Here is a 23,367-nt window from a genome sequence, read left to right as displayed (position 1 = left end):
ATTATACGGTATTCTTGTTTAATAGCTGTAAAATCTGCACGTATAGAATTTTGCTAGAATTTGACCTATTGACCAGGTGCTGGCTCAACATTTGGGCAATTATACTCTTCTGGATTATGATGATTTACTAGACCCTTGGCACTTTAGGCGGTACCTCGATGCCGCTCCTCTCTTTGTAGACTATCGAAATGGAAATTTGTCATTAATACTTAGGTAAATTTTCTAAAATCAGGAGTAGGCGATGTAAGTTAATGGTATATACACATCCTTACTCCGCTTGGTTATCAGTAAGCCCGGATCAAAATAGGTCTGGGCTTACTTGAGCCAGTTTCAAACGTTAAGGCCTCAAAAGCTTCATCTGTTGGTGTTCTTTGGCCGTATGGACCTGTAAGAGGAGTATCCCCTGACCCGTACGGATGGGCAAAATCACCCGCTCCAGCGAAGCCGCTTCCTCAAGACGCTGCTGATGCAGGAGGTTGCCCTGCATGTCCACCAGATTCAACTGAACAGCCTGGCCTGAAACACCCCGAATCTCGACCTCCACAGCATTACCCTCCACAGGATTGCCCAGTACCTTGACCTGTAAGCCTGTTGGGGCTTCCCCGGAACCGACCCGGGCAGGTGGATTGCAGACCGAAAGCCAGTTGTAGACATAGCTAGCCGTTGATGCCCCCTGTTTAGCCGTCAGGGTAATATTGGGATTGTCGGTGTACAAATTCAGACTATACGGTCCCGGATTGGTAGTAGCCACCATCTCGTTGACTACCGAAAAACTAATGGGTGAACTGTCGGTGCCGCCGTACTGGGGGGTAAACGTTACCCGACGAAGACCAGCGCTCAAGACCGAACAACTCACCGTCGAGACACCCACAATCGTAAAGCCCGCTGGCGTAGAAGGCATAGGGTTGACCGTCAACTGAAAGCTGGTTTGGGCGGACAAACTACCTGGGTCAAGTGCCGTAATGGACACCGTCAAGACTCCCGTCGTAGAAGGAGTGCCGCTGATTAGACTGCCATTGAGGTTCAAGCCCGCAGGTAAGCCCGTCGCTGAGAAGGTCAGCGATTGGCCATCAGGGTCGGAGAAATAATTGGTCAGCTGTAATTGATAGGCCTGCCCCGCCAGGATGGTCTGGTTGGGGATTCCGCTGGTCGTAGGCGGACTGTTGGGGTTGTTGCCCGTCTGGCAGGAAGCCAGCCAGTTGTAGGAAAAACGCGCTTCGGGATTACCCGCCTGATTAGCCACCAGCGTAATTACCGGATTGTCATTGTACAATTGAAGTAAGTAGGGAGCCGGAGCCGTCGTGGCTGGCATCTCATTGACTACCGAGAAACTGATCAGGTTGCCATTTTGCCCCACGTACTGGGGAGTGAACCGAACCTGATAGCTTCCTCTGGCCTGATCGATGAGCGTACAGTTGACCATCGTCACTTTGGTAATGGCAAAGCCACCGGGCAGAATCTGCAAACTCAACGGACTTGCCTGCGGACTGGAGCAGGACTCAACCGTGCAACTCGCCGAGAGGGTGTAGTTGCCGGGCTGGCTGAACGTATAGACGTCTCCACTGGCCTGACCTGTGCCACCCTGAGGAAACCAGTTTAGCATGCCCGAGCAGCCACTAGCCGTTACCGAGATCGGTTGATTGGTTGTTGAGGTGGCACTGGCCAGTAGTCCAGGGGCAGGCAAATTGGTGCTGCTCTCTACCGTTCTGGTGGCAACGGCCGAACAGCCATTGCCATTGGTTAGTGTCACCGAATAAAGCCCCGGTGTGGTGACATTGATTTGTGACTCAACTGAACCCGTATTCCAGCGAAAAACCCCCGATCCCTGTGCGGTTAAGGTCACCGATGGATTGGCGCAGGTCAAAGTGGCACTGCTGGGACTGATGTTCACGGAGGGAGCCGTTTGATCCACAGAAACCATTATACTGGTGCTCGCCGTACAGCTGCTGAGCGAGGTCAGGGTCACCGAGTAGGTGCCCGACGAACTCACCGAAATCTGGCTCTCGGGCGAGCCCGTGTTCCACCGGAAGGACCCGGTGCCATTGGCCGTTAATGTGACCGATGGGTTGGCACAGGTCAGAACAGTACTCGATGCCGCAATGCTCACCTGAGGAGCATTCTGGTCAGCACTTACAAGTATATTCGTTACAGCGGTGCAGCCACTGGAAGCCGTAACCGTCACCGAATAAGTGCCCGATTCGGTAACCGTACGAATGGCATTGGCCGAGTTGTCATCCCAGTGATAGGTATCGCCCCCCGTAGCTGTCAGGCTGTTACTCGTTGTCGTGCAACTGAGGGTGGTGCTGGCCGGAGCCAGAATGGTAGCCGTGGCCGCCGTGGTGTCGCTGCTGACCAACGTAGTGGCCGTCGCCGAACAGCCCCCTGCCGAGGTGACCGTGACCGAGTAAGTACCAGCCGCGTTCACTACCGCCGTGCCACTTTCGCCATTCTGACTCACTAGTCCAGGCCCACTGAAGGTATAAACAGAACCTCCACTGGCCGTCAGTGTGACACTGGTTATCGCACAGCTCAGGGTCCCACTGGCCTGGAGGCTAGGGGTAGGTAGCGCATTCACCATCAGGCTGGTGGTGGCACTGGCCGAGAGGTCATTACTACGAATAATCAATGAATAGCTCTGATTGCCGGAACTGGTAGCCACCAGACCCTGGCTGAAAGCGGTACTGCTACTGTTTCCGGTTAGAGGACTGCCGCCATTGGTGAGCGTGTAGGTATAGCTCCCCGACACGTTGCCTACCGTGGCAGTGAAGGTCACGGGGCTACCCACACAGACCACACTCACCGTAGTCCCAAAACCGCTAATGGTGGGCTGAACACCGCTGGCCGTCACCGAAACGGTGGCCGTCTGACTACAGGTTCCCCCATTGCTGACTACTACGGTGAAGGTCTGTAGGCCGGCTTGGGTCAGTGTGGCTGAGACCACATTCGCTGTGGACGGGTTGCTGAGTTGAGCTCCCGCGGGCGCTATCCAGCTATAGCTGGTGCCCCCGGCAGTACTCAGACTGACCACCCCGCCCACAGTCACCGTGGGGGCACTGGCACTGGCAGTAGCCACAAAAGCATCGCTGCCCTGCCCGGTGTTGCAGAAGGCAACAAGGGCGGCATTACTCCCTCCCCCAGGCAGGCCCGAGTTGTTGGTGAAAAACATATTAGTTTGCCCACACAAGGCCGACAGCGAAGCTGGCCAACACCCACTCAACTGGTTATCAGACAGAGTAAGCAGTGTTAGGTTGGTCAGGCTACCCAGCGTAGATGGAATACTGCCACTCAACTGTTTCGTGTTCAGACGAAGGGATAGCAGGTTGGTCAGACTACCCAGACTAGCTGGGATACTACCACTTAACTGGTTGTTGAACAGCTCAAGGTATTGCAGATTGGCCATATTACCCAGACTAGCCGGGATATCACCACTCAACTGGTTGTTGCTCAGAATAAGTGATATTAGGTTCGTTAGCGCACTCAAACTAGCCGGGATACTGCCACTTAACTGGTTTTGGAGCAGATAAAGCAGTTGCAGGTTGGTCAGATTACCCAGACTAGCGGGAATACTGTCACTTAACTGGTTCGTGACTAGATTAAGCGTTTGCAGATTGGTCAGACTACCCAGACTGAAACTCTGACTGCCCGACCCACTCACTACCAGGCTCTGGCTAAAGCTGGTACTACTGGTGCTGCCCGTGAAGGGGCTTCCGTTTTGTCAATGAGTTTATTACTTGCCTGATCAAACTGACGGAACGATACCAGTTGGATTGGGAGTGGAGCCGGTGGAGGTTCGACCGCAAAATCCTGCGGATCGAAGGTTGTGATTCCATTGAGACCACCGAAGTAAATCCGACCAGCCTTGTCCTGGGCATGCGCAATCCGGTTGAACTCATTCTGGGTAATACCATCCTGCACAAAGTAGGTACGGGTCGTGAGCCGGATCGGATCGAACTGCATAATGCCATAGTCACTGCTAAGCCAGAGATGCCCTCGCCCATCGGCATAGACGGCATAGATGTTGTCGTTGGATAACCCCTCGGAGCGTCGAAATTGTCGGTACAGATGCGCCCTCCGATCCCAGCGAATCAGGCCGGCATTTTCCTGTGGCCAGCCAGTAAATTCCCTGCTTATCGGCATAAAAATGCTGATAATTGTCGGCGGGCAGGTAAAAACGACCTTTACCCCCGCTCCAGTAGCGGGCAGTAATGCCTTTTATCGGGTCTATGGTATACAATCCGGTCGTCGCGCAAATCCAGATGGTGCCCTGCCGGTCAGGAGCGATGTGGAGAATATGGCCCTGCGCCAGTTCCGTAAATTGATTGTATTGATTAAACTGGGTTGCCTGTCGGTTTTGGGGATTTATCAGTCTAAGTCCTTTTGGCGTACCCACCAGCCACTGGTCAGAATTCCAGGGATATAGTGCCCAGGCTTCCGAGTCGATGGGTAGGGGAATAGTGGTAGTACTACCCGTCGATGGGTCATAGTGAACCACCTGATTGACATCTCCTTTAAACAGTTTTCCCTGCCGATCCTGCGCTAAACCATAAGCAAAAAAACGATTTCCGTATGCTTTTTTAGGTACACCCCCTTGCCACGGAACCGAATAGAGACCAAACTTTTCCTGATTGGCAAATACCTGATCGCCCAGTACCGTGATACCCCGAATGGCCGCTACCTGATCGCCTTTGTTGCCTGGCTGATAAAACAAACGGTGGAAGTAGTTTGGCGTTAATTTAACCTGGTAGACACCAAAGCTGGTCCCTAACCAAAGCAGACCGCTCCGATCCCGGTAAAAACTACGATTCTCAATGGTTTCGCCAGCAGTCTGGTCGGTAATGGTTAGCAGCGTTCGGTTGTTGGAGTCACGCAGCGTGATGCCATCCCATAGTAGACCATTCCGGTTCAATGGATAGCAGATCGCGCCCGTATAGCGAGCCATTGCATCGATCAGGGCCGATGGCCACTGCTGCCGCTGCCCCTGTTCATCGATACTGTAAAACAATCGTTTACCACCTTTTGCCGGGTTATAAACCGAATAGAAAAACTCGATTCCCGCATTTCGCTGGCCGAAATGCCAGCTGATCTCATCGCCCTGCCCATGAGAAAACTGATGCAGCACACGGCCGTCGGGGGTCAATTCAACAATATGTCGATCATCGGCAATGCACCAGACCGTATTTTCGTCCGTCGACTGAAAGCTACCCAGTGTTTTAAACTGAGGTAGAGAAACAGAACGCACGCCCTTAGTTGGTTGGTAAACGGTGAGTTTAGCCGAGCGAAAGTTCGTTAAGAAGATAGTACCATCATGACCACTTAACAGACCTACCGCTTCATGAACGAAAGCGGTATCCTGTTGGGCATAACGTATGTCTTTAAAAGCAACCGGCTTACTCGTCAACGGGTTAAATATGGCTATCCGCGCTTCATGGTAAGGCCCCATTAACCATAACAAACCATTGGCATCTTGTGCGATAGCATGAATATCGTCAAAATCGAGTCCGTTGCGATCTTTAGTGAACGTAGTGAATGTCTTTCCATCGAAGCGGCTAAGACCAAACTTGGTGCCGAACCACATAAACCCCTGCCGATCCTGAAAATAGCATTGACTTCCCGGTGTGCCAGTCCTCCTCCGGGCCATAATGCTTCACCCAGGCCACATAGGGCTGGGCCTCTACCCAGGTACAGAGCCCAATGAGCAGGCTTATCAGGTAAATGGCCGGTTTTACAGCCATCCGCTTAAGTCGATAAAAAGCAAGATGTATATATGTTTCTGGTAAAAGAGCACTCACCTGTTTCTAAATCAGTCATCTACAAATGTATAACAGGCTTTAAATATACTGTTTAGGACGAATGAAATCCTCAATGGTCAATGTTAAGAAATGGTTCAAACAACCTTGTGTTCAAGTGTAGTTGAATCGGGTTGAATCAAACGGGGGATACCTGGCCATACGTGCGGAGATTTGTGTGAAATAGCATCGAAAATGCTCTGCCAGCTATAGCCACTGTGAATACCTAAATCAGTTATTACCTGGCTAAATCCTTCCCGGCCCAAAAGGATACGAAAAAAAATAGTCCTCGGAACTGCTCCCTGTATTGAAAGCGGTTCTACAGTCGCGAATATAATTCTTGTCAGGTTGATTATTTTAATGAAAATTAAACTTAGATGTAGCCAAAAAAATAGCTGAAGTTTTGACATTTAAAAGATAAGTGTCATTTTTACACCAATAAATAATGGCGCCCTATTAGTTGCCGATTGCCTATTGTTGGGCAAATCAGTACAACACAGCTTTGGTGAATAATGTCTTTAAGTAACTAGATAAGTATATGCACATCAAAAGGTTGGGTTATCAGAGTATTTGTACTTATCAGGCAAAGTTGTGATCTGTCGTCGTACTCAGAAGCCAGATAGTGCTATTGCTCGTTAATTTCGGGCTATATGCATCTGCATTCAGCTTCTCGACTCATTCGTGTATTCTAACGTAACTGCTGATTACCTTCCCAAATTTTATTCAGATAAAAAGAATTACTTATTGTACAATTCAAAACATTTGTATGATTTTTTTATTTTTGTAAGCTTACTCACACTAGTTTCATGATTTTTCAGCCACAGGACCAAGCGCTATGGCAAGCCTATCGCGCAGGTGATAAACAGGCATTAGGTTTACTGGCCGAACGCTATTATGGCGTACTGAAACACTATGGGCTAAAATTTATGGTTGAAGAATCGATCGTAGAGGACTGCATACAGGAATTGTTTTTACAGCTCTGGCAAAATCGATTACAGATAAATGAAACGGAGTCAGTTAAGCATTATTTACTAAAATCAATCCGGAACCATATCATTCAGCATCTCCGCGCTCAAAAACGGTTAAAATACGAAGAACTGGACTGGGATACGTCGGTCGCTGAGGATGTTGACTCAGAAACATTATTGATTCGTCAGGAGTCATTGGTCAATATGACGAAACTGATTCAGGATCAACTGGCAGCCTTGCCAGCCCGCGAGCGGGAAGCTTTATATCTACGTTATTACGAAAATCTATCCATACCGGAGATCGCCGAAGTAATGAACGTAAACCGCCAATCAGTCTCCAATTTTCTCCAGAAAGCACTTAATAAGCTTCGGAGCCAATGGCTTGTCCACGTATTTCCGGTGATTTGTATTTTTTTTCAAAAAAATTTCCTTTGAGAAGGGTATAGGCGAATAGGAACTTCATACTATCAATAAAAATAGTAGAAAAGTACCAATGACGCTGCCGCCCGACCATTTTTCAAGTGTTGACGATTTCTTAGAAAACGACGCCTTTCGGACGTGGGTTCGTGAAAGGCGGCCGGAAGATCAGTTGTACTGGCAACAATGGCTGGCCCAGTATCCCGAAAAAAGGGACCTCTACGAACAGGCCGTAGCTACCTTACTGGTACTTCAGGGAAAGCAGGCTGCAATTTCAGACCAATTCGTAAAAGAACATACCGAAAAAATTCTGGATCAGCTTACGCCAGCGACTACCCCAATAAAACCTTTATTTAGTGGGCATTGGGGGCGATGGGCTGCTGCGGCAGCAGTAGTTGCTCTTATAATCTGGTGGCAAATAGGTAGCCCCATTCCCGAACAGATAGCGGTATTCAACAAACAGGTAGAGCAGCCTGTACAGGATGCCGGCTGGAAAATTGTAAAGAATGTAACGGGCCAGCCTCTGGTCATTCTGCTGCCAGATAACTCCTCCGTATTGCTATCGACAGGAAGTCAGCTACGTTTTCATAAACAAAACACGCATACGCTTCGGGAAGTGTATTTACAGGGAGAAGGGTTTTTCGAAGTGACTAAAAATCCGGCCAGACCTTTCATTGTTTACACAACCAATCTGACCACTAAAGTGCTGGGAACCAGTTTCCAGGTACGTTCTTTCGACAAGGAAACGGCGGTTTATGTCAAGGTGAAGACGGGTAAAGTTTCGGTTACTCCCATTGATTCACCCGACAAAACGGTTCTGCTGACAAGAAACGAACAACTCAGTTTTGAAACGAAAACAGATAAGGTCGTCAAGCAGGATTTTAGTCCATCGAAAGAAATTTCGTCAACCATTGTCAACCAGCAGTTTAGCTTCGAATTCACGCCAGTATCGGACGTATTTGCTCAACTGGAATCCAGCTATAACATGCCTATTCAGTATGATCGGCACTTGCTTACCAAATGCACATTTACCGGGCAACTTAACGATGTTCCTTTTCTGGAGAAAATCAGACTTATCTGTCTAACCATTGAATCTACCTTTGACGTTGTTGATAACCAGGTGATTATTCATAGCCGCGGGTGTAATTAATTGTTTCTGTAACCTTTAACCAATCTACTATCTATGGTATAAAAAACTATCCTTTTTCTAACAGAAAAGCGATAGTGCTACCAACACTATCGCTCGAATTCCCCTAAATGTGTCAGATATACACATTATCTCTTCGAGTAGAGAAGGGACACGTTTTATGTCATTTCTTCCTAAAAACAACAAAAACGCATAAATGTATGCATTACCTTTTCATCAATCGCAATGTTTGGATCAGGATTATGAAAATTTCAAGCCTGCAAATCTTACTTGCACTTACCCTAACTAATGTAGGCTTTGCCCTTGACGGCAAAGCGCAGGAGCTTTTAAGTCGACGAGTCAGTATCTCAGCCCAGAATGAGGATGTTGAGGTGACGATCCGGCGAATTGAAAAACAGACAAGCGTTCAATTTTTATTCAGCCGGGAAATCATTCAATCGAAACGAAAAGTTAATTACCAGGCAAAAAATGAACAGCTTTCGCAGGTATTGGATCATATCCTGACGCCACTTAATCTGAGCTATGATGTTGTAGGTCAGCAGATTGTAATTAAAAGGTACGCTTCGCCAATAACGCAGCCTCAGCAAAACGCTTCCAGCGAACTCAACACGGAGGCCGCTGTGGACAAACAGCTGACTGGCCGGGTCACCGGTGAAAATGGCGAAAGTTTACCCGGCGTAAATATTCAAATAAAGAATACGACACGCGGAACAACTTCAGACGGTGATGGTAATTACAAACTTTCCATTCCGGATGAGGCCAGTACTGTGCTTGTTTTCTCCTTCATAGGCTTTGCTACGCAGGAGGTGACCGTAGGAAATCGCTCGGTTATTAATGTCACACTGGTTGCCGATGACAAAACACTCAATGAAGTGGTCGTGGTCGGGTACGGCACCCAACGTAAACGGGATGTTACGGGTTCGGTGGTTTCGGTTAATGAAACAACCCTACGGGAAGTGCCCGCACCTAACCTAGTCAGCCAGTTAAAAGGCCGGGCAGCGGGGGTCTCGATTATCAGTAATGGCTCAACACCTGGTTCACAGGGACAGATTAGAATCAGAGGTAACCGAACACTAACAACCAGCTCTGGCTCAAGCGATGGACTGGATGGGCCATTGGTTGTGGTCGATGGGATACCGTATGGTGGACTCAATGACATAAATCCGGATGATATCGCGAACCTCGAAATTTTGAAAGATGCCTCTGCTACAGCCATTTACGGATCGAGGGGATCGGGGGGCGTTATTCTAATCACGACCAAACGGGGAAAAATCGGAAAGCCTGTATTCAGTTACGACGGCTACCACGGTGTAACGAACATCATGGGTAAATTTAATGTGATGAATGGTCCGGAATATGCTCAGTTTAAAGACGATGCGACCAAGTATAACCGCACCAGCCCGGGCACGACCGCCTATCCGCTTACGCAGAAAGAAAAAGATGCCTTAGCGGCCGGTATTTCAACCGACTGGCAGGATTTGCTTTACAAACAAGGCTTCAACACCAACCATCAGTTAAGTATGGTGGGAGGAGTGGAAAATACACAGTATTCGCTGGGTCTGGGATATTTTAATGAGACAGGTATTATTCCTAGCCAAAAGTTTGAACGCTATACCATCCGGGCGACGATCGACCAGCGCGTTGGTAAGCGTATTAAGATTGGTTTGAACACATTGAATACACTTACCTATACCAATACGCCGGGTGGTGGTGGGATTCCAGGCGGTTTGGTGCGTACAACGCCATTGGCAGCGCCTTATAATGCCGACGGTACGGTGAACCTGTTCCCGGCAGAAGGCTCCATTGATGCGGCCGGAGTAAGCCCACTAACGATCATCACCAAAACCGATTCGTATCTGGGCCGTACCCGGTCATTGCGAACCTTTAATAGTATATACGCAGAGGTGAACCTTTTACCCGGTTTGCGCTATCGGATGAATGCCGGGTTGAATTACAGCCAGTCGAACTACAATGGCTATAATGGGCCACTGACCTATTTTAACTCGGCCACGGTTCAGTCGTCGTCTAATGCTGAAATAAGTAACACGGAATACTGGGACATCAACCTCCAGCACCTGTTGTATTATGATAAAACGTTCGGGAAACATAAACTGGGCTTTACCGGGTTGTATGAAATTACGAAAAACCATTCACTGGGTAGCCGATTTACGATAACGGGGGTTCCAGCCGATTACATCAAGACGTCTAATTTCTCACTGGCTTCCGGGACACCAGTTGCCAATTCTGACTTTGGTAACTCCTTCTCGGAAACCGGTTTGCTTTCTTACATGGGTCGTGTGAATTATAGCTACAATGATCGCTATTTGTTAACCTTGACCCTGAGACGGGATGGCTCTTCGACCCTATCGCCGGGTAACCAGTATTTCAACTATCCGGCTATTGGCGCTGGCTGGAATATTATCGAGGAAGGCTTTATGAAAGGAGCCCCTTTCATCTCAAACCTGAAACTGCGGGGTAGCTGGGGATTATCCGGAAATAGAAACGTAGGCGCTTACGCGACACTGGGAGCCTTGTCGGCCGGCTATTACAATTTTGGTACGAGTACTGCCGGTCAGCAGCTAGCGTACACGGTTACCAGTCTGCCCGCTACCGGTTTGGGTTGGCAGTCGACCTCCCAGGTGGATCTTGGTATTGACTTCGGCTTTCTGAATAACCGCATTACAGGTTCGGTCGATTGGTATCACCAGCAAACCAAAGATATTTTGCTGTCGGTGCCACTACCTCCCAGCAATGGAGCCGGCTCGACGTTGAAAAATCTGGGACGAACGGAAGGAAAAGGGCTGGAGACCGCATTGACAGTCGATATTTTCAGGAACCCGAAAGGCTTCAACTGGAGTGCCGATATAACGTACTTCTTTAACCGGGAGAAAATTACGCAGCTCACAACACCAACTGAACTGTCCAATTTAGGAGCAGGATGGTTTGTGGGACAACCCCTCTCTGTCATTTTCGACTACAAAAAAATTGGCATCTGGCAGACATCAGATAAAGAAAATGGTACGTTGGCCAAACAAACCTCACCCGTTCAGTTCCCCGGTCAGATTCGAGTGGAAGATGTGAATGGAGATGGGAAGATTGATCCTGCTGATCGGCAGATTCTGGGAAATTTCCAGCCCAACTGGGAGGGAGGCATCACCAACCGGTTTAGCTTCAAAAACTTTGATCTGTCTATTGTAACCTTTGCCCGAATGGGGATGAAAGTAATCGTGCCTTACCTAACCGGTAACTCTACGGGTTCGGGCGGTTTTGCATTCTACAATCAGGGCCGGGTAAATCAGATCAAAACCGATTATTGGACAGAAACGAATCCGACCAATGCCTTCCCGGCGCCCGATGCTGGTAGTGCAGTCGCTTATTTCGGCTCTACGTTAGGTTATTACGACGGTTCGTTCATCAAAGTCAGGAGTATCAACCTGGGCTACACCTTTTCCAGCACGATGATCAAAAAAATCGGGATGAATTCAGCCCGGATTTATTTCAATGCGACCAATCCGTTAATACTTTATTCGCCATTGGTTAGCCAGAAACTGGCTGTCGATCCAGAAGGCAATAGCTATGCCAGTGGTCAGTCGACCCTGAATCCGCAGGGTGCCAGCGATCGCGGTACGCCGGAGCGTCAGATCGCTGTGAACCTGAACAACCCGCCCGTACGGCAATTCACGCTTGGGGTAAATCTTAAATTCTAATCATTGATCGAGCCATGAAAACAATAAATATCTGGTCCATCATTGGCCTGGCTGCCTTGCTTAACACAGGCTGCGAAAAAATATTACAGGAGAATCCACAGTCCCAAATTGTTCCTTCCTATTTCAATAGTCCATCCGGCGTATTAGGCGGCATTGCCGGCGTGTACAACGATATCCGTGGCCAGTGGGGTACTGAAGGCTTCACAGTAGAAATGCAGGCAGGCACCGACGAATTCATCCAGGGAGCCAGTAGCGGAGGAGTTCCACCCTATACATATAATGGGTTAAATGGAAGTAATTTCGGTTCGGCCTGGGGCGTAGCTTTTCAGGATATCAACACGCTGAATGGTGTACTCAAGTACGGTCAAACAATCGACCTTCCAGAAGCTACCCGTAAGCAATACCTGGCCCAGGCCAAGTTTTTGCGGGGGTTCTGGTACTTTTATCTGGTACAAACCTGGGGTGACGTACCGCTCAGTACTGAATTTATTACAGTACCCTCCCAGGCAGCCTCACGTCAGCCTGTAGCGCAGGTTTATGAGTTGATTATCAAAGATTTATCTGAAGCTGCCGCTGATTTGCCCAACCAACCTACAGCCCCATTCTTAGGAAAAGCCGCCACCAAACCCGTAGCTCAGTTGCTGCTGGCAAAGGCCTATTTAACCCGTGGATGGCTCAATAATACGGCCGCTGATTTTACGCAGGCGGCTTCCCTTTGCGCCGACATCATTGCCAATAAATCCACCTACGGGCTAGATTTGTGGCAGGATTACGGCGATGCGTTTGTACCGGCTAACGATTACGGCAAAGAAACCATGTTTGTCAGTGATCACATGCTCGACCCGAAATATGGCTACTATAAGGTCGGCGCTGCGGAAGGGGGTGGATTTGCCAATAACTTGTCTCCCTGGTTCACGAACTGGAATTATCCCAACAATAGTGGCATCAACTCCTTCAAAAGTGCTACGGGAGCTTACGTGAATAGTGGAACCTCCCTGATGATCCGGGATTCGCAGTACGGTCGTCCCTATACGCGTATGCGTCCCAACAGCGACAAGTTGAAAACAGGGGCCAATGCCGGCAAGAACTATTTTCTGGATCAGGCCTTTACGAATCGGACTATTGATTCACGGTTTATAAATTCGTTCTATACGGTTTATATTGCCAATACGTCTGTTACCAATACGCCTACAGCTGCCAATAACAGCCGGGGAATCGGTTACACGACCGTTGTGGGAGCGGATACCGCTGTCTGGTTACCTGATTTTGAAGTAGCGGGAGCCCCACAATTCGTAGGTACAAGACCGTTTAAAGGGTTAGTTGTACCGCCCAGCTTATGGGATAACGGAATTTTTCCGGCTTTGAAGAAATTCATGGACCCCAGCCGGGGTGCCAACTTCAACGATCCATCGACCCGGCCCTGTGTGCTCTATCGCTTTTCGGATGTGTACCTGACCGGTGCCGAAGCCTACCTGAAAGCAGGTGATGCCACTAAAGCGGCTGCGCTACTGAACACAGTCAGACAACGGGCCGCTTTCCGGAAAACCAATACGGCCGCTCAAAATGCAGCCGCTGCAACGGCTATGGCCATTACCGCGGCCGATGTAACCGTAGACTTTATTCTGGATGAGCGTACCCGCGAATTATTCGGTGAATGGCAACGGTGGCATGATCTGGTTCGTACCCGTTCGCTGGTACGACGGGTGAAAGCCTGGAATCCTGAGGCAGCCCCATACATACAGGATTTTCATATGCTGAGACCTATTCCGCAATCACAAATCGACAGGGTAGTTGAAGGTCCCAAGTTTCCGCAAAATCCTGGTTATTAGCGCCTATCTAGCTTTTTTATACCTGACCAATGTCCTTGATCTTTTCCAGTTGGACAGTGGTCAGGTATAAAGGGTGATTCGTAAGCGAGCCTGGAAAACCCATCATCTGATTATCAATTATCCCAGCTGGTTCTGGCAGGAAGTAGAATAATATTGCCAGATCAGCTAACGTAATTTTCTGCAATCATTATGAGAAAATATCTTTTCTCTTTTGTTTTTTCGGCATTTTCTCTGGTTTTGAGCCATACAGGGTTTGCTCAGACTACCTTGATCAATCCCATTCTGACGGGCTTCTATCCTGACCCAAGTATCGTGAAAGCCGGGCCGGATTACTACCTGATTAATTCGACCTTTTCCTACTTCCCCGGCATTCCTGTCATGCATAGCCGGGATTTAAAAAACTGGAAGCAGGTCGGCAATGTGATCGACCGGCCTGAACAACTGGATTTTATGGGCGAGCGGATGACACGAGGCCTTTTTGCTCCCGCCATAAGCTATTTTAGAGGAACGTTCTACGTTACCTGTACCGACATTGACCACGATGGAAATTTCGTCGTTACGGCCAAAAATCCCGCCGGTCCGTGGAGTAACCCCGTTAAACTTCCACAGGTGCACGGCATTGATCCGTCACTGTTTTTTGATGAAGAGAGTAACAAAGCTTATATTCTTTATAACAGCGATGCCCCCGACCGTAAACCGTTGTATTCGGGCCACCGAACCATCCGGATGTATGAGTTCGACCCGGGTAGCCTACAGGTGACAGGCGAAGAAAAACAATTGGTCAACGGTGGGGTCGATATTGCCAAAAAGCCCGTCTGGATTGAAGGGCCGCATATTCTCAAAAAGAATGGCTGGTATTACCTGTATGCGGCCGAAGGGGGTACATCCGTCAACCACTCGGAAGTGGTGTTTCGAAGTAAAGAGGTTTGGGGACCTTACGTGCCCTACGAACACAATCCTATTCTGACCCAAAAGGGGCTTCCCGACAATCGAAAAGATCCCATTACTTCGGCGGGACACGCGCAGTTTGTGGAAGGTCCCGATGGGAAAACGTATGCCATTTTCCTGGCTGTCAGACCTTACGAAGGCGATTATTACAATACGGGTCGCGAAACGTTTATCGCACCCGTTGAATGGAAAGACGAATGGCCAATTATTAATCCCGACAGCAAAGAAATAAAGTATTCATACCCAGTTAGCTACAAAGAGATAAAGCAGAAAGGCGCCCGCCCGCAAGCTGGTAATTTTGCATACACCATACCTTTCGATAAGGAGCTTGATCCTGCCCTTCTGTTTATGCGGACGATTGACAGAAGCTCGTTCTCGCTGTCGAAGAAACAGGGCCTGACGCTCAAACTGAAACACGAAACCATCATGGAAATGGGTAATCCGGCTTTCATCGGGAAGCGTCAGCAGCATCTCTACAGTACGGCTGAAACAGAATTGACTTTTACTCCAAAATCAGAGAAGGAGAAGGCGGGACTGGTTGTTTTTCAGGATGAAAGCCATTTCTATTTCCTGTGCCGATCACAGTCGCAGGGTAACGATGTTTTGCAGCTTTACAAGAGCGTTCCTAAAGAAAAGAATATGGAATTACTGGCAGCAATTAAGCTGGATTCGAAATCAGAAAAAGTCGGCCTACGCATTACATCGCAGGGCGACACCTATAGTTTTTACTTATCAACCGACACTAGAAACTGGCAGCTTCTGAAAGATAAAGTGGATGCTAAATTCCTGAGTACCAAAGTGGCAGGAGGATTTATCGGGTGCCTGTACGGTATGTATGCTACATCGTCCGGCGAGGCAACATCCAGCTCGGCTTCTTTCCAGTTTCTAAAATACCAGGGCGATGACCCCGTATTCAAAAAGTAAATTTCCTTCCCGGAATCCAGCGCACATCAGTTATTAGAAAACGAAGCTTTTCCGTTGAAAACGAACGTACTACCTATCCTAATCCTTCTCCTGGTCAGCTTTTCAGGGTTGGCGCAGATGCGGTCATTTTCCCTACAGGAAGTGAAGCTAACGAGTGGGCCGTTTAAGAATGCACAGGACGTTGATCTCAACTATATCCTGGCCTTGAACCCTGATAAACTCCTGGCGCCCTATCTGATCGATGCGGGTCTACCCCTTAAAGCCAATCGGTATGGCAATTGGGAAAGCTCAGGGTTAGATGGGCATATCGGCGGTCATTATCTGTCGGCATTGGCCATGATGTATGCCGCGACGGATCACGCAGAACTCAAAAAACGGCTGGATTATATGATTTCCGAACTGGCCCGTTGCCAGGCCAAAAACGGGAACGGGTATGTGGGCGGAATTCCTCAGGGAAAACTGTTTTGGGAACGAATTCATAAAGGAGATATTGATGGAAGCAGCTTCGGACTAAACAATACGTGGGTGCCTCTTTACAATATTCATAAGCTTTTCGCGGGCTTACGTGATGCGTACGAATATGCCGGTAACCAACAGGCAAAACAGGTATTGATCAGATTGGGCGATTGGTTTATCGACCTCATCAAACCCCTTTCCGATGATCAGGTCCAGCAGGTACTTCGCACGGAGCATGGTGGTATCAACGAAACATTTGCCGATTTATATAGCCTGACTAACGACAAAAAGTACCTTGAAACCGCGCAGAAACTGTCGCATCGCTCACTGCTAAATCCGTTGCTCGAAAAACAAGATAAACTGACGGGTCTTCATGCCAATACGCAGATACCGAAAGTGATTGGCTTTGAGAAAATTGCTACCCTTTCGGGTAAGGCAGACTGGTCGGATGCCGCTCAGTTTTTCTGGCAGACCGTTTCGCAGAACCGTAGTGTAGCATTCGGTGGCAACAGTGTACGAGAGCATTTCAACCCGACAACCGATTTCAGCCGTATGGTCAAGTCGAACCAGGGCCCCGAAACCTGCAATTCGTTTAATATGCTGCGATTGAGCAAAGCGTTGTTTCTGGATAAGGCCGATCCGGGCTACCTGGATTTTTACGAACGGACGCTCTACAACCATATTCTGTCGACTCAGCACCCCGAAAAAGGTGGATTTGTTTATTTCACGCCCATTCGACCTAATCACTATCGGGTGTATTCACAGCCCGAAACCAGCATGTGGTGTTGCGTAGGTTCGGGCCTGGAAAATCACTCCAAGTATGGCGAGTTGATCTATAGCCATTCCGCAAACGATCTTTTTATCAATCTGTTTATTCCGTCGACGCTAAACTGGAAGGACAGGCAGATTCAACTCATTCAGAAGACTGAATTTCCTTATAAAAACGAAGCCGAACTGGAAATAAAATTGACTAAACCCCAGGTTTTTTCGGTGAATATCCGCTATCCGAAATGGGCCGAAAATCTTGCTATTCTGGTCAATGGGAAGACCCAAAAAGTTGATGGTAAATCAGCACATTATATCGCTATCAACAGAAAATGGCAGAAGGGCGATAAGCTTACAGTACGCTTCACGACGTCGACGAATCTGGAATATTTGCCCGATGGTTCTAATTGGGCCGCTTTTGTGCATGGCCCTATTGTGCTGGCGGCCAAAACATCAACAAACGATCTAGACGGGCTTTTTGCTGATGATAGCCGCATGGGCCACGAAACAAAGGGCAAATTATATCCAATTAATGATGCCTATGCGCTGATTGGCAGCCCCGCTACATACACGTCGAATCTAAAGCCACTTAGCCAGCTGAAATTCAGGATGGATTCGCTGACGCTGCAACCCTTTTACGAGATCCATGAAGCCCGCTATCAGATGTATTTTCAGACGTTTACGCAGACGGCCTTCGATGACCTGAAAGCGAAGCTGAAACAACAGGAAGCCGAGGCATTAGCCATCGATGCGAAAACGGTTGATAAGGTTTCTTGTGGCGAGCAACAACCCGAGGTCGATCACCTGTATAAAGGCGAAAAAAGCGAGTCCGGCTACGATGAAGACGGCTATTTCTGGCGGAATACGCGGTCCTCTATTTCGTATCAGTTGCAGAACAAAAACCAGTCGGCAAAAGCTCTGGAAATCTCCACGTTAGATACTGTCAAGGCAGATAATCTGATCATTCTGGTCAATGATAAACCCGCTGAGGTCATTTCGATGGAGAATAAAGAAATTGTGTTAAAAGTAGATGATAGCCAGCTAATTAATTTAAAGATTATTGCAAAAGAAGGAAAGCAGACACCGCGCTTTTATCAAATCAGGCTTGTGAAGTAATAAAAAATGATCCCTTTTAAATGTAAATGAAAAAGGACTGAGTGGAATTGTGTTCAGTAGACACAAGCAGAACGGATGTTGTATTGGTATTTCCTGTCTGTACAAGGTCCCGATGGAATTTTTTAAGACTAGTTGGTCGCTTGACATTGAATAGATTGTGGTGTTGGTAAAATGAGACACAGGCACATGATTCTACCCCAGATGAAAACCCTTTTCTTTCGATTTTGTCGACTGGCAATAGGACTTTTTCTGATGCCATTCTCATCAGTCGCCCAGCCTGCTCATAACCCGGTCATTTTCGCTGATGTACCCGATATGGCCATGATCCGGGTAGGTAATACGTATTACATGAGCAGTACAACCATGCACTTGAGTCCGGGCCTGCCCATCATGAAATCGAAAGACCTGGTGAATTGGCAACTGGTTGGTTATGCCTACGACACACTGGCTACTGTCGATGCCTTACAGCTCAACAACGGTAAAAGCGCCTACGGAAGAGGTTCATGGGCCAGTAGTTTACGCTATCACAACGGTACATACTACGTAACCACGTTTGCCCAGACAACCGGCAAAACCTATATCTACACCACGAAAGACATCGAAAAAGGCCCCTGGACAGCGCATTCGTTTAAACCGGCTTATCACGATCATAGCTTGTTTTTTGATGAAGATCGGGTATATATGATTTATGGAGCGGGTAAACTCAAACTGGTTGAACTAACGCCCGATGCCTCCGATGTAAAACCCGGCACTACCGAGCAGGTCATCATTGAAAATGCCAGTACGCCCTCGGGTACTACAGGCGGCCTGCCCGCCGAAGGGTCACAGCTCTTTAAGGTGAATGGCAAATACTATCTGTTCAATATCACCTGGCCTAAAGGGGGCATGCGAACAGTAGTTATTCACCGGGCCGATAAAATTACGGGTCCTTACGAAGGCCGGATCGCGTTGCAGGATTTAGGTGTAGCCCAGGGCGGGCTGATCGATACGCCCGACGGAAGCTGGTATGCCTATCTTTTCCGTGACTTTGGTGGCGTAGGACGCATCCCTTATATAGTTCCCGTCAGCTGGGAAAATGGCTGGCCGGTATTAGGTGTTAATGGCAAAGTTCCGGAAACACTGCCTCTGCCTGCTAACAAAAGTTTACTTCCGGGCCTTGTTGCTTCCGACGAATTTACCCGCAAAAAAGGTGAACCTGCATTGCCACTGGTATGGCAGTGGAATCATAATCCTGACCATACACTCTGGTCGGTTAACGACCGAAAAGGCCATTTGCGCCTGAAAACGGGCCGTATTGATACATCATTTGTTCTGGCTCGAAATACGTTAACGCAACGTACCATTGGCCCGGAATGCTCAGGAGCTACAAGGCTTGATGTATCGAACATGAAAGAGGGTGATCTGGCCGGTTTGAGTCTCCTGCAAAAGAACTACGGGTTTGTAGGCGTGAAAATTGACAACGGTACGCAATCGATTGTCATGGTGAGTGCCAGTTCAGGAAAACCTGTTGAGGTTCAACGCATTCCGCTTAGCCAAAAAATAGTCTACCTGAAAGCAGTCTGCAATTTCAACGACCGTAAAGACACGGCAACTTTCTTTTACAGTCTGGATGGTAAAACATGGACAGGCATTGGCGAACCGTTGAAAATGCCTTATACCATCCCACATTTTATGGGGTATCGCTTTGGGTTGTTCAACTACGCGACCCAGACTGTGGGCGGGTTTGCCGACTTCGATTATTTCCGCATACATGATAAACTCTCTGACAACTAATCCCTAAATCATGAATCAATCTGTAACTGTCTGTATGTTAGCTGTTTGGTCAGTGCTGTGCCTTTTCGGTATGGCAACCGCGCAGCCACCGAGAGGGCCATTGGTAGTATCGCCCCAGGTAAACGCCGATAAAACCGTTACGTTTCGTTACCTGGCTCCGTCGGCTAAAGAAGTAAAGCTGAGTGCGCAATTCGAGAAAACGCCTGTACCCATGACGAAAGATGGGCAAGGTATCTGGAGCGTAACCGTAGGACCAGTTAAGCCCGATATTTATCCGTACAGCTTTCAGGTCGATGGCGTTACGGTCATGGACCCGGCCAATGTAGCATTTTTTCCCAATGAGCGGTTTAAAGCCAGTTTAGTGGATATTCCCGGCGATACGCCGTTGGTTCACACCATGCAGGATGTGCCGCATGGAAGTATCAATTACGAATATTACCCGTCTGCTGAAGGCACTACGGGCTCGCTGGTTGTCTATACGCCACCCGGATACGATAAAAATCCGGCGAAGAAATACCCGGTTTTTTACCTCATCAGTGGTACAACCGATACCGAAGAAACCTTCTTTAAAGTGGGTCATACCAACCTGATTCTCGACAATCTGATTGCCGCAGGAAAAGCAAAGCCAATGATCATTGTGATGCCTTACGGAAATATCGCAGCCCGGGTAGCCGAACAAAAAGGGGGGCCAAACCCGCTGACCCGACGGTACGCGATGGAACCGATGCTATAAGCAGGGCCAGGGCCTTCGAGATCGATTTGCTGACTAACGTGATACCCTATACTGAAAAGAACTACCGGGCTATTGCAAATCGGGAAAGCCGCGCCATCGGTGGATTTTCGCGGGGGGCGGACAAACCTTACGGGCCGCTTTTGGCAATATGGACAAGTTTGCCTGGGTATGCAGTTACAGTTCGTATCTGTCACCTACCGAAATGGACAAGAGCTTCAGTCAGATTGGTGGTAAGCCCGAAGCCACTAATAAACAGTTGAAATTGCTGTGGGTGAGTGTGGGTAGTGACGACTTCCTCTACAAGGGAACCGTCGAATTTATGGACTACCTGAAAGCGAAAAACGTGACCTTCAAAAGCCTGATTACCGACGGGGGGCATACCTGGATGAATGTCAAAAAATACCTTGCCGAAACCGCTCCGCTACTTTTCCAATAAGCCTGCTCCTTTCTTATGAAACATAGTCTCTGTCTCCTGCTGGCCCTGCTTTGTTCGACGCTTACGGTTGTTGGCCAGCGTCCGCCATCCATCAGTTCACCCGATGTCCATCCCGATCATAGCATTACATTCCGATATTATTCGCGGAATGCTAAAAAGGTGACGGTGAACGGCGAATTTTTAACGGCTCCAGTAGCCATGACCAAAGACACGTCGGGGATCTGGAGCGTTACGGTGCCCCCTGTGAAACCGGATATTTATCCGTATAGCTTTTCGGTCGATAGTGTTCAGCTCGCCGACCCGAACAATACATACATCTTTGCCAACGAACGCTTCAAACGGAGCATTGTCGACGTTCCGGGCGACCAACCGCTGATTCATTCACTGCAAAATGTACCGCACGGAAAAATCAGCTATCGCTATTACAAATCCGCTACCCTGGGCCAGACTCGCCCCCTATTGATCTATACACCCCCTGGATTCAATCCCAATGGTAAGACAAAATACCCAGTACTATACCTGATTCACGGCGGTTCGGATACGGAAGAAACCTGGGCCAAAGTAGGACGGGCCAACTTCATCGCCGATAATCTTATCGCTCAGGGTAAGGCGAAACCCATGTTGATCGTAATGCCCTACGGCAATGTACGCCCTGCGCCCATGTCCGACTTTACGAAAGACATGGTCAATGATATTGTTCAGTTTGTGGAAACAAACTACCCCGTTATAGCCGATAGCCGACACCGGGCCGTTGCGGGCTTTTCGGTAGGGGGCGGGCAAACGCTCAATATCGGCCTGACGAACCCCGACAAGTTTGCGTATGTGTGTTCGTATGCGCCCTATACGGCTACCGACGAGTTTAAAAAAAACTTTACCGACTGGAATCCCAATGCTGAACAAATGAATAAGCAACTGGCGGTATTCACCATCAGCGTTGGTACCGACGATTTTCTGTATGAGCCTGTCAAACAAAATATTGCCATGTTCAAAGGAAAGAACCTGAAGCTGGATACACTGATCGTACCCGGTGGTCATACCTGGATGAATTGCAGGCTTTATCTCGCTAATACGTTGCAGCAGCTTTTTAATTAATACATCTCATACACCTTTTCTCTCCTAAACCAATGACTAATATGACACGCAAGATTATAGCTTTTCTGTTCGCGGTCGCTTTGACAGGTGCGGCCTGTTTTTCGCAGACAACCCAAACAGCGGTACTGGAGGATTTCAAACCATCCACATTAAATCAGCCGGGGCAGGAATATCCTCAGGTAAACTCCCAGGGTTACGCACGGTTCCGTATAAAAGCTCCCCAGGCCGATAGTGTCAAGGTGAGCCTGGGACTGGGCGGAAGGGGAGGGACTAAGCTCACAAAAGGAGCTGATGGATTCTGGACAGGCACCACCGAAGGGCCAATGGACGAAGGGTTCCATTACTACCACCTAACCATTGATGGAGGTACCTTCAATGATCCGGGCGCTTTAAATTTCTACGGTTCCGTCCGGTGGGAAAGCGGTATCGAAATCCCCGCTCACGATCAGGACTTCTACGCCCTGAAGGATGTTCCTCACGGTAATGTCCAGCAGATTCTTTTCCCTTCCAAAAGCACTAATACATCACGCAGGGCTTTTGTTTATACGCCACCGGGCTATGAGAAGGATAAATCGAAAAAATACCCGGTATTATACCTGCAGCATGGCTGGGGAGAGGATGAAACGGCCTGGAGTAATCAGGGACACGCTAATCTGATTATGGACAACCTGATCGCTGAAGGCAAAAGCAAGCCCTTTCTGATTGTGATGACCTATGGAATGACCAACGAGGTAAAATGGGGCAGAATAAAGGAATTTAAGATCGAACCATTTCAAACCGTTCTCGTCGACGAATTGATCCCCTACGTTGATGCCAATTTTCGCACCCTTGCCGACAGGTCGAATCGTGCCATGGCGGGCCTGTCGATGGGTGGCATGGAAACCCGCACGATTACCGTCAATAAGCCGGATGTTTTTGGGTATTACAGTCTCCTCAGCGGTGGTGTCTATTCGCCGGACGAGCTTAAAGATAAGTCGAAGGCCAAATTGATCTTCCTTAGTTGCGGCAGCAAAGAAAAGCCCGATGGCGTCAGGAATGCCGTCTCTGCCTTAAAAGAGGCTGGCTATAATGCTGTTTCGTATGTTTCCGAGAATACGGCTCACGAATTCCTGACCTGGCGTCGCAGTTTGCATGAGCTTGCCCCGTTGCTGTTCAGGTAATGAAAATAGCAATGATAACCTGTTGATTAGTAGTGTATTGATTGATTTTTAGCCTAACTACTTGCCTAAACCATGAAAAATAGTTTATTCCTGAAAGGAGCGTATATAGC

At 48.4% G+C, this 23,367-nt stretch carries 13 protein-coding genes and 1 pseudogene; 10 read left to right on the top strand and 4 right to left on the bottom strand.

What is annotated here, in order from left to right:
* Nucleotides 1-337: 337 nt before the first annotated feature.
* The 4 genes from G8759_RS00325 to G8759_RS35740 are packed head-to-tail and all read right to left on the bottom strand — an operon-like array spanning nt 338 to nt 5,732.
* Nucleotides 338-3,655, bottom strand: coding sequence for a putative Ig domain-containing protein (locus G8759_RS00325; protein ID WP_167204213.1), 3,318 nt, complete (start codon nt 3,653-3,655; stop codon nt 338-340).
* The gene (locus G8759_RS35745) at nt 3,655-4,017 is read right to left on the bottom strand and encodes a hypothetical protein (RefSeq protein WP_232074340.1); all 363 of its coding nucleotides are present in this window, start codon (nt 4,015-4,017) and stop codon (nt 3,655-3,657) included. Before G8759_RS35745 ends, G8759_RS00325 begins: the two co-directional genes overlap by 1 nt.
* Nucleotides 3,974-5,575, bottom strand: coding sequence for a ligand-binding sensor domain-containing protein (locus G8759_RS00320; protein ID WP_232074083.1), 1,602 nt, complete (start codon nt 5,573-5,575; stop codon nt 3,974-3,976). The genes G8759_RS35745 and G8759_RS00320 overlap by 44 nt, the downstream gene beginning before the upstream one ends.
* Nucleotides 5,547-5,732, bottom strand: a complete 186-nt coding sequence (locus G8759_RS35740; protein WP_232074082.1) for a hypothetical protein — start codon at nt 5,730-5,732, stop codon at nt 5,547-5,549. The genes G8759_RS00320 and G8759_RS35740 overlap by 29 nt, the downstream gene beginning before the upstream one ends.
* 860 nt (nt 5,733-6,592) lie before the next feature.
* Between G8759_RS35740 and G8759_RS00315 the strand changes: the two genes are divergently transcribed.
* The 10 genes and pseudogenes from G8759_RS00315 (at nt 6,593) to G8759_RS00270 (ending at nt 23,257) form a co-directional block, all read left to right on the top strand.
* On the top strand, nt 6,593-7,189 hold the full coding sequence (locus G8759_RS00315; RefSeq protein WP_167204211.1) for an RNA polymerase sigma factor: 597 nt from the start codon (nt 6,593-6,595) through the stop codon (nt 7,187-7,189).
* 58 nt (nt 7,190-7,247) lie between these two features.
* Nucleotides 7,248-8,321: a FecR family protein gene (locus tag G8759_RS00310; protein WP_167204209.1), complete on the top strand. Its 1,074-nt coding sequence runs from the start codon at nt 7,248-7,250 to the stop codon at nt 8,319-8,321.
* Nucleotides 8,322-8,560: 239 nt separating this feature from the next.
* Nucleotides 8,561-12,025, top strand: a complete 3,465-nt coding sequence (locus G8759_RS00305) for a TonB-dependent receptor (protein WP_167218585.1) — start codon at nt 8,561-8,563, stop codon at nt 12,023-12,025.
* Between the two features lie 14 nt (nt 12,026-12,039).
* A complete protein-coding gene (locus tag G8759_RS00300; RefSeq protein ID WP_167204207.1) occupies nt 12,040-13,854 on the top strand; it encodes a RagB/SusD family nutrient uptake outer membrane protein in 1,815 nt (604 codons plus the stop codon).
* A gap of 189 nt (nt 13,855-14,043) precedes the next feature.
* Entirely contained in the window at nt 14,044-15,726 is a 1,683-nt protein-coding gene (locus G8759_RS00295; protein WP_167204205.1) for a glycoside hydrolase family 43 protein, read from the top strand.
* Nucleotides 15,727-15,780: 54 nt separating this feature from the next.
* Complete coding sequence (locus tag G8759_RS00290; RefSeq protein ID WP_167204203.1) at nt 15,781-18,063, top strand: glycoside hydrolase family 127 protein; 2,283 nt, start codon at nt 15,781-15,783, stop codon at nt 18,061-18,063.
* A 252-nt stretch (nt 18,064-18,315) separates the two neighbouring features.
* A complete protein-coding gene (locus tag G8759_RS00285; RefSeq protein WP_232074339.1) occupies nt 18,316-19,836 on the top strand; it encodes a glycoside hydrolase family 43 protein in 1,521 nt (506 codons plus the stop codon).
* Between the two features lie 34 nt (nt 19,837-19,870).
* Nucleotides 19,871-21,005: pseudogene (locus tag G8759_RS00280) on the top strand (alpha/beta hydrolase-fold protein).
* 15 nt (nt 21,006-21,020) lie between these two features.
* Nucleotides 21,021-22,097, top strand: a complete 1,077-nt coding sequence (locus tag G8759_RS00275) for an alpha/beta hydrolase (RefSeq protein ID WP_167204198.1) — start codon at nt 21,021-21,023, stop codon at nt 22,095-22,097.
* 41 nt (nt 22,098-22,138) lie between these two features.
* A complete protein-coding gene (locus G8759_RS00270) occupies nt 22,139-23,257 on the top strand; it encodes an alpha/beta hydrolase-fold protein (RefSeq protein ID WP_167204196.1) in 1,119 nt (372 codons plus the stop codon).
* Nucleotides 23,258-23,367: the final 110 nt, after the last annotated feature.

It is taken from the genome of Spirosoma aureum (assembly GCF_011604685.1).
Classification (GTDB): domain Bacteria; phylum Bacteroidota; class Bacteroidia; order Cytophagales; family Spirosomataceae; genus Spirosoma; species Spirosoma aureum.
The sequence above is the reverse complement of the archived record's forward strand: the minus strand, read 5'-3'. Positions and strand labels throughout refer to the sequence as shown.